Source organism: Streptomyces sp. NPDC005955 (assembly GCF_042871255.1).
GTDB lineage: Bacteria > Actinomycetota > Actinomycetes > Streptomycetales > Streptomycetaceae > Streptomyces.
Genome location: NZ_JBIAIF010000008.1, coordinates 53,818 through 67,437, shown reverse-complemented (window position 1 = coordinate 67,437; position 13,620 = coordinate 53,818). Strand labels below are relative to the sequence as shown.

Sequence of the window (13,620 nt, the reverse complement as noted above, 5' to 3'; positions counted from 1 at the left end):
GCTCCTTCCGGGGCGGATTTCCGTGTCGTGCCGTTCCCCTGGTGTCGAGGCTGCCACAGGTGAAGTCCGCGTACCGGAGCGTGCCGTGGTCCTCGCTCGTGCCACCGACCGTCGAGCCGGCACCACCGCGCTCCCGACGACCCTCCGGGCGGGGGACGCTGAAGGTGCCTCACCGGGTGGGCCCGCCGTGGAACTTCGACGTGCCGATGCGCGTTCTCACCAGGGCGGGCGGAACGCACGCGGACGAGCAACGGGTAACCGAGGTGGCACGGATGGCGATGTGGGACCGGATCAAGGACCAGGCCAAGGGCTTGCAGCAGGCGCAGGGAGCAAGGAGCTCCGGCGGCCACGCACCGTCGGGATCGGGGTCCGGCGGCGGATCGAAGGCCCAGCTCGTGGGCCTGCTCAAGTCCCAGCTCAGCTCCCTCAAGACGGAGCTCAAGAGCGGTTCCTACCGGGACGCCAGCATGGCCATCTGTGCCTTGGTCGCCGCGGCTGACGGATCGGTCGACCCGGCCGAGCGGCAGCACGTGGAGTCCCTGATCCTCCAGAACGACGTCTTGCAGAACTTCCCGCCCGAGCAGCTCCGGCAGCGGTTCAACAAGCACGTGGACCAGTTGATGTTCAACTTCCCGCAGGGCAAGACCGAGGCCCTCCAGGAGATCGCCAAGGCCGCGAAGAAGCCGGTGGAGGCCAAGGCGGTCGTCCAGACCGGCTTCGTCGTCGCCGGAGCCGACGGGTACATCGCCCAGGCGGAGGCACAGGTCCTGCGGGAGGCTTGCACCGCGCTCGGGGTGTCCCCGCACGAGTTCGGCCTCTGACCGGGTCCTAGCGGAGGACGCCCAGGGCTCCCGTGGACGCAGTCGCCAAGGAGCCCGAAGCCTCCCGGGAGTTGCTGCTGACGGGCGGCCCGCCCGCCGGTTGACCGGCGAGGGCCGCCCCGGAACCCGCTGCCGGTGCGGGCGGGCCGACCCGCTTCGCTACCGGTGCGCGCGGACCCGTCACCGCACGGGCAGCGGGGTCACCCCCTGCGCCCCCTTCGTCCGCTGCGCCCCGCCCGGTTCCGTCCCGCAGAACTCCGCGTTCAGGGGCGCGGCCAGGTCGTCGCCCCGCCAATCGCTGTTCACGTTGAAGGCCAGCGAGTGCTTCCCGTCCTCCGTGGTGACGGCCAGCGACAAGGAACCGAGCCAGCCGCCGCTGTGCCCCCAGACCGTGGTGCCGCACGCCGTCCTGGTCTTGATCAGGCCCAGGCCGTAGCCGGTGTCCGGGTCCGCGGCGTTGGGCACCAGGGTCTTCATCGCCGCGAGCTGCTCCGGAGGGAGCACCTTGCCGCCGAGGAGGGCGCTGAAGAAGCGGGTCAGATCGCTCGCGCTGGAGATCATGTCCCCGTCGGCCCAGGCCTGGGTCCCGTTCTGGAGGGTGACGTCGTAGACCTTCGGCGCGGCGAGGTCCGGCGACAGCTTGGAGTACGAGCGGCTGCTCGGCTTCGGCAGGCCCACGGTGTTGCCCGGCATGACCGTGCCGCTCAGCTTCAGCGGCTTGATGATCCGCTCCCGCACCTCACGTTCGTAGGAGCGCCCGCCGGCCTTCTCCATGATCAGTGCGGCCAGTACGTAGTTGGTGTTCGAGTACGCGTGGTGGGCACCCGGCGCGGCGGTGGGCGGATGCTGCATCGCCACCGCCACGGCGGCCTGGGGCGTGCGCGCCTTGAAACGGTTGTGCAGGTAGTTCGGGGCGTACATGTAGTCGCGGGCGTAGTCCGCGTCGTTCAGGTAGTCGTACACCCCGCTGGTGTGGTTCAGCAGTTGACGGACCGTCATGTTCCGGCCGTCGTGTCCGTTGCCGCGCACCAGGCCCGGCAGCCACCGCTCCACCGTGTCGTCCAGGTCGAGCTTGCCCTCGGCCTCCTGCTGGAGCAGGACCGTCGCCACGAACGTCTTCGTGATGCTGGCGATCCGGAACCGGTCGTCCTTGCCGCGGGGCGCCCCCGTCCTGACGTCGCCGACGCCCGCCGCGTCCTTCCACACCCCGTGCCGGTCCCGTGCCTGCCCCGTGATCCCGTAGAGCCCGTTGCGCACCACCAGGTCGAACGCGCGCTGGGTCGCCCCGTGGCCCGTTCCGCCGGTGCTGCCCTGGGCTTGCGCCGGGACGGTGAACGCGGTCGCCAGGACGGTCGCCGCCGCGATCCCGACCATCCCCGTCCGCGTCCAACTCCTCGTAGCCATGCGTCTGCTCCTTCGTTCGTACGACCGGTCGACGATTGCTGCACAGGAGGACCGTCCCGCCCGCCCCGGGGTTGACTCCCGTCCGCCCGGCACCTGTTGGCGTCACCCGAGTGGCGCCGTCCGACCGGGTCGGCTGCGCGTCCGCCGTACCCCCGGGCGGCCGTCGCCGGACCCGGACGTCGAGGCGCGACCGGGGCGCACCGGGGTGCGCCACCGCTCGTGTCCGGTAGCGCACGCCCCCCATCGGCGGAACCCTGGGTACGAGACCGGGAGGCACCGGGCCCGGTGCCGGAATCGCGGAGGCGCACATGCGGCGGACGGACCAGGCGGACCACGGCCCGCCGACCGGCCACGGCCCGCTCCGCTACGCACCGACCCTGCCCGGTACAGGCCGGCCCGTACCGGAGGGAACGGCACGCGCCCTCGCCGCCGCCGTGGACGGGCCCGCCGAACCGGTCGGCGGCGGCCCCTGGCTGCGCGACGCGGCGTGCGGGTACTGGGCACGGCGGGGGTTCGCGGTCCGCCGGCACCAGGTCGCCGCCGCTCCCGGCGGGGCCGTGCTGCTGCTCGCCCTGGCCGCCGCGCTGGGCGGTGACGTCCTGCTGCCGCGTCCCTGCGCCGCCTGGTGGATCCCCGAAGCCCGACTGCTGGGACGCACCGCGTACCCGGTGCCGACCCCGGCGGAGTGCGGCGGGGTCCCCGACCCGTACGCGCTGCTGGAGACGGTGCGGCGGGTGCGCGCCGAGGGCGGCGACCCCCGGCTGCTGGTGCTCGCCGTCGCGGACGACCCCACCGGTACGGTCGCCCCGCCCGAGGTGCTCCACGAGGCCGTCGAGGCCGCCGCCGGGGCGGGGCTGCACATCGTCAGCGACGAGACCTGGCGGGACACCGTCCACCCCGGGCCGGACGGCCCGGGGCCCGTGCTGGCCGACCCCGCCGGGATGCTGCCGGACGGGGTGACCGTGCTGATCGACCTGGCCGGCGCGTTGTTGCCCGGTGCGTGGCCCGCCGCGGTCGCCCGGTTCCCCGCCACCGACCGGGGCGCGGCCCTCCACGACCTGGTGCTGGACGTCCTCGCCGGCACCGGGGCGTTCCTCGCGACGCCCGTCGCCGCCGCGGCGGCGCACGCGCTCACCGAGCCGGCCGGGGTCACGGCCCCGGGTTCCGCCGCGGCCCGGGTCCACGGCGTGCTCGCCGCCGCCGTCCACCGGGAGCTGCGGCGGGCGGGCGCCCTGGCGCTGCCGCCCCGCGCCGGACGGCACCTGTACGCGGACCTCGGGCCGCTGCGCGCGGCGCTCACCGCCCGCGGCGTCGGCGACGCCCAGGAACTGGAGGACCACCTCAGCGGGCTGCTCGGCACGCCCACCCCCGGCGGGCACCGCTTCGGCGACGACCTGGGCGCGCTGCGGGTCCGCCTCGCCACCGAACCCTTCCTCGGAGCCACCGCACCGGAGCGGGCCGCCACCCTCGACGCCGCCGAACCACTGGCGGAACCCCCGGTACGGGACGCACTGACGAGGTTCGCGGCGGCCTTGGACGGCCTGCGCACCGACGCCCGGCGAAGGGAGCCGCGCCGATGACCGCCCCCCAGACCCGGCCGACCCGGTCGACGGGGCGGCCCGACGCCGATGACCCCCCACGGCCGGCAACCGGCTCCACCGCGCCGACGACCGCGCCCCGCCCGGCCCCCGACACGGTCCCGTCCGCTCCGCGCCAACTGTGGCCCGCGTCCTTCGCCGACCGGCTCACCGCTCCGCTGCCCGGACTGCGGGCCCTGGCCCGGTTCGCCCGCGAGGGCGCCCTGCGACCCGGCCCCGAAGCGCTCCGCGACATCCCGGCGCTGCCGTACGACCCCGGGCCGCTGCCCCGCACCGACGCCCGGACGGTCGCCGTCACCTGGGTCGGGCACGCCAGTTGGGTGGTGCGGATCGGCGGGCTGACCGTCCTCACCGACCCCGTGTGGTCCCGTCGCATCCTCGGCACCCCGGCGCGGGTGACCCCCGTCGGGGTGGCCTGGGAGGCGCTGCCGCCCGTCGACGCCGTCGTCATCAGCCACAACCACTACGACCATCTGGACGCCCCCACCCTGCGCCGGCTGCCCCGCGACACCCCGGTACTGGTCCCCGCGGGCCTCGGCCGCTGGTTCCACCGGCGGCGGTTCAGCCGGGTCACGGAACTCGACTGGTGGCAGGGCACCGCGCTGGGCGGGGTCCGCTTCGACTTCGTGCCCGCGCACCACTGGTCCAAGCGCACCCTCCTCGACACCTGCCGCAGCCTGTGGGGCGGCTGGATGCTGACCGACGCGCACGGGCGGCGGGTCTACTTCGCCGGGGACACCGGGTACGGCCACTGGTTCGGTCGGATCGGCCGCCGCTACCCGGGCATCGACCTGGCGCTGCTGCCGATCGGCGCCTACGCACCCCGCTGGTGGCTGCGGGACGTGCACTGCGACCCGGAGGAGGCCGTCCGGGCCGCGCGCGACCTCGGCGCCCGACGGATGGCCCCCATGCACTGGGCCACCTTCCTGCTCTCGGCCGAACCCGTCCTCGAACCCCTCACCCGGGTACGGGCCGCCTGGCGCGCCGCCGGACTCGACCGGGACGACCTGTGGGACCTCCCCGTCGGCGGCAGCCGGCTGCTGCCCGCGGGCTGACGCCCACCAGCTTCAGCCCGGCGTGGACCGGGGGCCGCGCAGCCGCCGCCACAGGGCGGGCACCGCACTCAGCAGCAGGGTCAGGCCCACCGCCGTGGCGACCCCCTCCCAGGGCTCCGCGAACAGCGCCCCGCCCAGGATGCCGATCAGTTGGTACGTCACCGCCCAGGCCAGGGCGGCCGGTACGGCGCCCCGGGCGAACCGGCGCAGCGGCCACTCGGCCATCAGACAGGCGAGCATCACCGGGACGCGGCCTGCGGGGACCAGCCGGGACAGCACCAGGACCGTCACCCCGTGGTCCCGTAGTCCCTGTTGCGCCCGCTCCAGCCGGTCCGCGGGGGCGTGCGCGCGGATCGCCGCGAGCCAGCGCGAACCGCCCTTGGACCGTATGCCGCGCTGCCCCAGCCAGTAGAGCGCGAGGTCCCCGGTGAGCGCCGCCAGGGCGGCCACCGCGAAGACCGCGAGCAGGGCGAACGGCACGGTCTGGTGGAAGGCGACGACCGCCGCCGAACTCACCAGGGCGCCCGTCGGCACCACCGGCACCAGCGCACCGATCAGCACCAGCAGGAACAGCGACGGATAGCCGAGGGCCTGCTGGGTGGACTCGGGCGGCACCGCGGAAGCGGCCAGCCAGTTCACCGGTCGACCTCCGGCCGCACGCTCTCGCCGTGCCCGAGCAGGTGCACCGCCACCTCGGGCGCGCGGGCGGCGGTCAGCCGGACGAACTCGTCGCCGGGGGAGTAGAACTCGTGGGGGCGCACCCCGTCCAAGCCGATCGGCCAGTAGGTGCCGAAGTGCACCGGCACCGCGCAGCCCGGCGCCAACCGGGCCGCGGCCTCCGCCGCCCGGCCCGCGTCCAGGTGTCCGTGCCCGAGGAACGGTCCCCAGCCGCCGACCGGCAACAGGGCCACGTCCACCCGCCCCACCTCGGCGGCCATCCCCTCGAACAGGCCCGTGTCCCCCGCGAAGTAGGTGCGGGCCTCGCCGCTCACCACGAACCCCAGCGCCGGGATGTGCCGGGGACCCACCGGCAGGCGCCGCCCGTCGTGCGCGGCGGTGACCGCCCGCACCACCAGATCGCCGTGCGTCGCCTCCTCGCCCGGCCCGATCTCGGTGATCCGCAACCCGGTGAGCCGGCGCAGCGCCGGTACCGCCCGCCGGGCACCGCGCGGCACCACGACCCGGGTACCGGGCGGCAGCGCGGCGAGCGAGGGCACGTGCAGGTGGTCGGCGTGCAGATGCGAGACGAGCACCAGATCGGCCGCCCGCGCACGCTCCGTGGGAAGGGCCCCGCGACGCCGCCGCAGGTGCGCCAGGCGCCGGGCGAACAGCGGATCGGTGAGCACCCGGGTCCCCGAGTCCTCGACCGTGCAGGTGGCGTGCCCCCACCAGGTGATCTCCACCGGCACCGCTTTTCCTCCTCCGCGCGACTCCCCCCGAGCCTACGGGCAGCGATAGGGTCGACGCCCGAACGATGACGTGAGGGGCACCCCATGAATGGCGGCGTTGGCGGCCTTGGCGGCGACGGCGGCGACGGCTGCGAGGGGGCCGGCGAGGCGCCGGGCACGGTCCGGGTCGCGGCGATCGCGAGTCTCACCCCGTTGGAGGAACTGGACGCCGAGCCGTTCCTGGTGGACTCCCGCAGCCAGTACGCGATGTGCGCCCGCTGGGCCGCCGCCCAGGGGTACGTCATCACCAGCGAACTCCTCGTGCACGCGCTCCGGCACGACCACTGCGCGCTGTGGGTCGACGTGGACGAGGGCCAGGTCGACCTGTTCGTGGCTCCGAGCCGTCGGGTCCTGGAACGGGCGCTCAGCTCCGTGGACGCGTTCACCGAGGAGTGCGCCCGGCGCGGGGTGCGCGTGGAGACGGTCGGCAGCGAGGAACCCGCCTACAACGCCGAGATGAAGGCCCGGGTGCACCGCAGGCTGTCGATGCCGACCGCGGGCTACGACGGCCGCTGACCCGGGCCGGGGGCGCGCCCGTACGCGGGGCGCCCGTGAGCGGGGCTCAGGCCGCGCCGAACCGTTCCCGCGCGGCGCCCCGCAACCGCGCTCCGGGAACCCCACGCCCGAAGGCGACGAGCAGGAGTTCCTGGGCCGGGCCCACCAGCTCGGGCCCCGTACCGAAGGACCAGTCGAGGTCGTCGGCGACGAGCCGCACCCCGGTGAGGTCCGCGCCGAAGAACCGCCCCGACGTGACCGTCACCCGTTCCAACAGGGGGCGCAGCCGCGGATGCGGCACCTCGCGGCCCAGCCCCAGGGCCACCGTGATGTCCAGACCGTGCACCACGTCGTGACCGAGCGCCGCCGCGATCCCGCCGACCGGGGGACGCCACGGATGGCGGGCGTGGTCACGCAGGGCCGCCGCGAGCTGGGGGGTCCCGAGCGCCGCCGCGTCCGCGCGGGCCCGGCGGTCCGTCATCCGGTGCAGACCGCCCCGGGCACGGACCAGCTCCCACAGCACCCGGGGCAGCGGGTACCGGAAACCCAGCGACATGTGCGCCGCCACCTCCCGCACCCGCCAACCCGCGCACAGGGAGGGGGCGTCCCACTGCTCGGGGGTCAGCGTGTCCAAGATGTCGGCCAGCTCCCTGCGCTCGGCAGCGATGGCGTCCCTGACGAAGTCGTCGTCCGTGCGTTCACCCATGCCCCGAGCATGATCGCCACCCGCCCATAAGTCCAAGAGCGGAAAGTGCTGCCAGCTAGCACTGATGCTTATGGGGTGACAGTGGTGTGGAGGGTTCGCGGACCGGCGTGCGCACCAGGAGCGGGGCGCACCCAGCCCTTCCGTCGCGCCCCCGTACGCCGGACGGCTCCCCCGTACGGATGTGCAAGGCTGGAACGCGGAACCAAGAGCGCGTGAGGCGGGTGGAACGGCGAGTGGCCACGACACGATGGCGGAGGATCGTCAGTGCCGCATGGCGCTCGATCACCGTGTGGGCGGTCAGCACGCTCACCATGCTCGTCCTCGCCGGCATCCTGCCGGACTTCCGCCTCCAGTCGCCCGACGGCGACAGCGCCACCCGCATCGCGATCACGGCAGCCCTCGGCGCCGGAGCGTTCGGCCTGCTCAGCGCCGTGGTCTGGCCGCTGCTGGTGCGCACCCTGCTGCTCGTCCCGGCCCTCGTCCTCGGGCTGCTGGTCTTCTTCCTGAACGGCTCCCTGCTGCTCCTCGCGATGCGCCTCAACCCGGCGGGTCGGGGCGAGGTCGCACCGGAGACCGCCGTGGTCGTCGCCGCGGTGATGTCCGCGGTCGCCTCGGCGACCGGCGCGGCCCTCGCGGTCCGCGACGACGACGCCTACCGCCGCCGGCTCTCCCGGTTGGCCGACCGGCGCCGCCGCCGCGACCCGGACCCCGGGTGCCCGCGCACCCCGGGCACGGTGTTCCTCCAACTCGACGGCGTCGGCCACGACGTCCTCGTCTCCGCGATCGGCAAGGGCCTGATGCCCACGGTCGCCACCTGGCTCGGCGCCCCCGACGACCCCGCCCGCTCCGATGACGAGGTCCCGTCGGGCGCCACCCACCGCCTCACCCCCTGGCGCACCGACTGGTCCAGCCAGACCGGGGCCAGCCAACTGGGCATCCTGCACGGCAGCAACCACGACGTCCCCGCCTTCCGCTGGTACGAGAAGGACACCGGCGAGGTGATGGTCTGCAACCGTCCCACCAGCGCCGCCGAACTCCAGCGCCGGGCCGTCCGACGCACCGGCGACGGCGGCCTGCTCACCGTCGACGGCGCCAGCCGCGGCAACCTGTTCAGCGGTGGCGCCGACCAACTCGCGCTGGTGCTGTCCGTCTCGGCGCGCCGGGGCCCGCAGAACCGGTCCCGCGCGGGCTACTTCGCGTACTTCAGCGATCCGGCGAACGCGGTGCGCACCGCCCTGTCCTTCGTCGCGGAGGTCGCCCGGGAGCTGGGCCAGTCCACGTACGCTCGGCTGCGCCGGCACCGACCGCGGGTCTCCCGGGGCGGGCTGTACCCGCTGATCCGGGCGTTCGCGACGGTCGTGGAGCGCGACGTGGTGGTCGCCGCCGTGATCGGCGACATGCTCGCCGGCCGCGGCGCGGTCTACGCCGACCTGGTCGCCTACGACGAGGTCGCCCACCACTCCGGTCCCCGCGGTCACGACACGGAACGCGTGCTGATGCGCCTCGACCGCTCCCTCGCCCTGCTCGCGAAGGTCGCCGACCACGCCCCGCGCCCCTACCGGATCGTGGTCCTGTCCGACCACGGGCAGAGCCCCGGAGAAACGTTCCTCGGGCGTTACGGCCTCACCCTCGCCAACCTGGTGCGGGCGGGCTGCGGCCTGCCCGTGCCCCGGCGCGCGGGCCGCACCCACAGCGGGGCCGAGGCCAGGGCGGCCGTCCGCGCCGCGCTGCACCGCCCCGTCGAGGAGACCCGTGTCCCGGTCACCCCGGCGCGCGGTTCCGAACCCGTCGTCCTGGCCTCCGGGAACCTGGGACTGATCTCGTTCCCCGACGTGCCGCACCGGATGACCCGCCAGGAGATCGACCGCCGCCACCCCGCGCTGCTGTCCACGCTGGCCAACCACCCCGGGATCGGGTTCCTGCTGGTCGCCGACGAGGTGCACGGCGGAGTGGTGCTCGGCGCGCGCGGCGTCGAGGTCCCGCTGGCCGATCTGGACCACGATCCCGGCCCGCTCGCCGAGTTCGGGCCGGGGGCTGCCCGGGCGGTCCGCCGCACCCACTCCTTCCCGCACGTCGCGGACGTCATGGTGAACTCCTGGTACGACCCGGTGGACGGCGAGGTCCTCGCGTTCGAGGAGCAGATCGGTTCGCACGGTGGCCTCGGCGGCAGCCAGAACCTCCCGTTCCTGCTCTCGCCGCTCGACCTGCCGGATCCGCTCGCCGATCACAAGGAACTCGTCGGTGCGGAGCAGCTGTACGAACTGTTCCGTTGCTGGCTCGGTGCTGCGGAGGGGCCCCAGGTGCCGGTGTCGCTCACGCACCCTGGGCGTACGCGGGCCGGTACGTTCCGCCGCACGTAGGCGGTTCCCGCGCGGGTGCGCGGTGGTCACCCGCGCAGTTCCCCGCGCCCCTTCAGGTGCTCCCGCTGCACGTGCGTTGCTCCTGTGCGGGTGCGCTGTGGTCGTGCGCAGTTCCCCGCGCCCCTATCGGGGCCCTTCCCCCACAGGCCCACCAGAAGCGCCCCGCCAGGGGCGTGGGGAACTGCGCGAAACGGCCACGACGCACCCGCAGGAAACATAATCAGCTGCGGCGGACCCAGCGGGCCCGCAAACTGGGCACCGTCCGCGCCCCGAGCCCAGGAGTTCCGCGTGCAGCCCGCCGTGACCGTCACCCCCGCCCGGATACCCGAACTGCTGCTCGGCCTCGCAACGGTGCGCCCGGTGTTCCTGTGGGGAGCCCCCGGCATCGGCAAGTCCTCACTGGTACGGGAGTTCGCCCGGTCCCTGGGGCTGGAGTGCGTGAGCCTGCTCGGCACCCAACTCGCCCCCGAGGACCTCATCGGCGTCCCGCAGATCCGCGACGGACGGTCCGTGTTCTGCCCGCCCGAGGCCATCGCCCGCGACGAGCCGTACTGCCTCTTCCTCGACGAACTCAACGCCTCGACGCCCGACGTGCAGAAGGCGTTCTACTCGCTGATCCTCGACCGCCGGATCGGCAGCTACGAACTGCCCGAGGGGTCCATCGTCATCGGCGCCGGCAACCGGGCCACCGACAACGCCCTGGCCCGCCCCATGGCGTCCGCCCTGCTGAACCGGCTCACCCACGTCCACCTCCGGGCGTCCGCGACGGACTGGCTGGCCTGGGCCGCGGCCCACGGCATCCACTCCTGGGTGCTCGACCACCTCACCGACCGCCCCGACCACCTGTGGTCCGCGCCGCCGAAGACCGAGGAGCCGTTCTCCACGCCCCGCTCCTGGCACATGCTCTCCGACGCCCTGCACTCCTTCGGGCCGGCCCTCGACGAGGACACCCTGAAGGTCATCGCCCACGGCACGCTCTCCCCGGCGCACGCCGTCGCGTTCTGCGGCTACGTGAAGATCGTCCGGCATGCGTACGGCATCGACGCCATCCTCAAGGGCGATGCCTCCTGGCCGCGCGGGCAGGCCGACCGCGACCTCCTCTACTACCTCGCCGAGGCGTTCCGGGGACGGCTCGTCAAGGAACTGCCCGCGAGCAAGGAGCACGTGTCCGAGGCGGGCCGCCAGACCGCGTACCGGGCCAAGGCGCTGCTGGTGCAGTTGGCGGAGATCTCCGTGGAGGTCGCCCAGGCCGTCATCGCCGACGACGCCGAGGGACAGCCCGTGCTCCCCGCCTGGTTCCTGATCGAGGCGGCCCGCGACATGCCGCGGCTGGTGGAGGCCCGACGGTGAGCCGCCGCGGCGCTGACCGCACGGGCAAGGTCGCCGCGGACCCGGCCGCCGAGGCGTTCACCGCCGGGCTGCGCCTGGCCCTGGGCAATCCCGCGCTGGGCGCCCTGGAGCCGACCGTGTGCCGGAGCAAGGAGTGCCGCGACCACCCCGAGCACGGGCTGTGCCGCATCGACTCCTCGGGCACCCTCCACGTCCACCCCACCCGTCGCGCCGAACCCGCCGACTGGGCCTGGGCCGTCGCCCACTGCGTGATCCACCTCGGATTCGGCCACGTACCGGCGGCGACCGGCAGCCGGGTCCAGCCCGACCGCTTCGACCTGGCGGCCCGCTGCGCGGTGGTCAACCGCTTCCAGGAGACGTTCCCCTGCGGGCGCGCCCCCGACGACCTCCCCGCGAGCTGGCCCGGCGGCGACGAGGAACAACTCGCCGCCCGCTGGCGCCGCGACGGCCTGCCCGCGGCGTACGAACACTGCGGCACCGGCGGCGGCGCCCCCGACCAGCTCCTGGTCCCCTGGCCCGACCACTCCTGGCAGCCGGGGCCCACCGACTGGCGGGAGGCGTTCGCCCGGGCCCTCACCCGTGGGGTGTCCGTCGCCATGGACGTGGCGGGCGGGCACCGGACCTCCTTCACCGATCCGGACCCGGTGGTCCGGCCCTGGCACCGGGCGCTCAACTGGTTCGTCTCCTCGTACCCGTTGCTCGGCGGGATCGCCGCCGGGATGACCGTCGTCGCGGACGCCGAACTCGCCCGCACCCACGACATCGCGATCGCCGCCGTCAACGCGACGGCGGGCGAGATCTACGTCAACCCGCTGGCGCACCTGACCGAGGAGCAGTGGCGGTTCGTCCTCGCCCACGAGATGCTGCACGCCGCCCTGCGGCACGGCGAGCGCACCGGCGGGCGGGACCCGTACCTCTTCAACGTGGCCGCCGACTACGTCGTCAACGGCTGGCTGCGCGACATGGACGTCGGCGAGATGCCCGAGGGGCTGCTGTACGACGCCGACCTCGCGGGTCTGTCGGCCGAGGAGGTCTACGACCGGATCGCCGGGGACCTGCGGCGGCTGCGGCGGCTGTCGACCCCGCGCGGCCGGGGCCGCGGGGACGTGCTCGGCGAGCCGCTGGCCCGCGGCCCCGCTGACTACGTGGACCTCGACGGGTTCTACCGGCGCGCCCTGGTCCAGGGCTTCGACCTGCACGGGTACCAGGACCGGGGGCTGCTGCCCGCCGGGCTCGTCGAGGAGATCCGGGCGCTGAGCCACCCACCGCTGCCCTGGGACGCCCGGCTCGCCCGCTGGTTCGACGTGTTCGTGCCCCGTCCGGAGCCGGTGCGCAGCTTCGCCCGTCCGTCCCGTCGACAGGCGTCCACCCCCGACATCCCGCGGGCGGGCCGCTGGCACCCGCCGGAGGAGGTCGCCCGCTGCACCTTCGGGGTCGTGCTCGACACCTCGGGCTCCATGAGCCGGGTCCTGCTGGGCAAGGCGCTCGGCGCCATCGCCTCGTACGCCGCGGCCCGTGACGTCCCCGCCGCGCGGGTGGTGTTCTGCGACACGGCCCCGCACGACGCCGGGTACCTGCCCGTCGAGGAGATCGCCGGCCGGGTCCGGGTCACCGGGCGCGGCGGAACCGCCCTCCAACCGGCCGTCGACCTGCTCGGCCGGGCCCGGGACTTCCCCGCGAGCGCGCCCCTGCTGATCATCACGGACGCCCGGTGCGAGGTGCTGCGGGTCCGACGCGAGCACGCGTACCTGATTCCGCACGGCGCGGGCCTCCCGTTCCGGCCGGGCGGACCGGTCTTCCGGGTCCGTTGAGCGGTCGGGTGCGCGTCCGACCCCCGGAATGTGATCGGATGGGGGCACGGGGGTCCCGGCGACGGGGCCTCAGATGACCGTCAGGAAGGGCACTAACGTGGCAACCACGCGCTCCGCGCACACCGTGTGGGAAGGCAATCTGCTCCAGGGGAACGGCGTCGTCACCTTCGACTCCTCCGGCATCGGCCAGCAGCCGGTGTCGTGGCCGTCCCGCTCCGAGCAGGCGAACGGCAAGACCAGCCCCGAGGAACTGATCGCCGCGGCGCACTCCAGCTGCTTCTCGATGGCGCTCTCGCACGGCCTCGCCGGTGCGGGCACCCCGCCCACCAAGCTGGTGACCTCGGCGGACGTGACCTTCCAGCCGGGCGAGGGCATCACCGGCATCCACCTCACGGTGGAGGGCGAGGTCGAGGGCGTCGACGAGGAGACCTTCGTCGCCGCGGCCGAGAACGCCAAGGCCAACTGCCCGGTGAGCCAGGCGCTCACCGGCACGACGATCACCCTCTCGGCCAAGCTGGCCTGACCGGACGGCGGTGCCGTGGCCCGGCCGGGCCACGGCACCGCCCCCGGAC

12 protein-coding genes are annotated in these 13,620 nt (G+C 74.6%); 8 read left to right on the top strand and 4 right to left on the bottom strand.

The genetic code is table 11. The features are described from left to right. Positions 1–272 precede the first annotated feature (272 nt). A complete protein-coding gene (locus tag ACFYOU_RS20535; protein ID WP_389763279.1) occupies positions 273–821 on the top strand; it encodes a tellurite resistance TerB family protein in 549 nt (182 codons plus the stop codon). Positions 822–1,001: 180 nt separating this feature from the next. On the opposite strand, the gene ACFYOU_RS20530 is transcribed toward ACFYOU_RS20535, so the two are convergent. After that, entirely contained in the window at positions 1,002–2,225 is a 1,224-nt protein-coding gene (locus ACFYOU_RS20530) for a serine hydrolase (RefSeq protein ID WP_391307337.1), read from the bottom strand. 308 nt (positions 2,226–2,533) lie between these two features. On the opposite strand from ACFYOU_RS20530, the gene ACFYOU_RS20525 reads away from it, so the two are divergent. Both ACFYOU_RS20525 and ACFYOU_RS20520 read left to right on the top strand, forming a co-directional pair. Further along, positions 2,534–3,805 carry an aminotransferase class I/II-fold pyridoxal phosphate-dependent enzyme gene (locus ACFYOU_RS20525; protein WP_391307335.1) on the top strand — a complete coding sequence of 424 codons (1,272 nt, stop codon included), beginning with the start codon at positions 2,534–2,536 and terminating at the stop codon, positions 3,803–3,805. Next, on the top strand, positions 3,802–4,878 hold the full coding sequence (locus tag ACFYOU_RS20520; protein WP_391307334.1) for an MBL fold metallo-hydrolase: 1,077 nt from the start codon (positions 3,802–3,804) through the stop codon (positions 4,876–4,878). Before ACFYOU_RS20525 ends, ACFYOU_RS20520 begins: the two co-directional genes overlap by 4 nt. A 12-nt stretch (positions 4,879–4,890) precedes the next feature. On the opposite strand, the gene ACFYOU_RS20515 is transcribed toward ACFYOU_RS20520, so the two are convergent. Next, the gene (locus ACFYOU_RS20515; RefSeq protein WP_385491072.1) at positions 4,891–5,517 is read right to left on the bottom strand and encodes a DedA family protein; all 627 of its coding nucleotides are present in this window, start codon (positions 5,515–5,517) and stop codon (positions 4,891–4,893) included. Beyond that, positions 5,514–6,287: an MBL fold metallo-hydrolase gene (locus tag ACFYOU_RS20510; RefSeq protein ID WP_391307332.1), complete on the bottom strand. Its 774-nt coding sequence runs from the start codon at positions 6,285–6,287 to the stop codon at positions 5,514–5,516. Before ACFYOU_RS20510 ends, ACFYOU_RS20515 begins: the two co-directional genes overlap by 4 nt. An 84-nt stretch (positions 6,288–6,371) precedes the next feature. Between ACFYOU_RS20510 and ACFYOU_RS20505 the strand changes: the two genes are divergently transcribed. Further along, entirely contained in the window at positions 6,372–6,842 is a 471-nt protein-coding gene (locus ACFYOU_RS20505; RefSeq protein WP_385491078.1) for a hypothetical protein, read from the top strand. A 46-nt stretch (positions 6,843–6,888) separates the two neighbouring features. On the opposite strand, the gene ACFYOU_RS20500 is transcribed toward ACFYOU_RS20505, so the two are convergent. Next, a complete protein-coding gene (locus tag ACFYOU_RS20500) occupies positions 6,889–7,527 on the bottom strand; it encodes a maleylpyruvate isomerase family mycothiol-dependent enzyme (RefSeq protein WP_391307330.1) in 639 nt (212 codons plus the stop codon). 179 nt (positions 7,528–7,706) lie between these two features. On the opposite strand from ACFYOU_RS20500, the gene ACFYOU_RS20495 reads away from it, so the two are divergent. The 4 genes from ACFYOU_RS20495 (at position 7,707) to ACFYOU_RS20480 (ending at position 13,571) form a co-directional block, all read left to right on the top strand. Further along, entirely contained in the window at positions 7,707–9,887 is a 2,181-nt protein-coding gene (locus tag ACFYOU_RS20495) for a phage holin family protein (protein WP_391307329.1), read from the top strand. A 288-nt stretch (positions 9,888–10,175) separates the two neighbouring features. After that, positions 10,176–11,237, top strand: coding sequence for an AAA family ATPase (locus ACFYOU_RS20490; protein ID WP_391307327.1), 1,062 nt, complete (start codon positions 10,176–10,178; stop codon positions 11,235–11,237). Next, positions 11,234–13,048, top strand: coding sequence for a hypothetical protein (locus ACFYOU_RS20485; protein WP_391307325.1), 1,815 nt, complete (start codon positions 11,234–11,236; stop codon positions 13,046–13,048). Before ACFYOU_RS20490 ends, ACFYOU_RS20485 begins: the two co-directional genes overlap by 4 nt. A 97-nt stretch (positions 13,049–13,145) precedes the next feature. Next, positions 13,146–13,571, top strand: a complete 426-nt coding sequence (locus ACFYOU_RS20480) for an OsmC family peroxiredoxin (protein ID WP_389763265.1) — start codon at positions 13,146–13,148, stop codon at positions 13,569–13,571. Positions 13,572–13,620 lie beyond the last annotated feature (49 nt).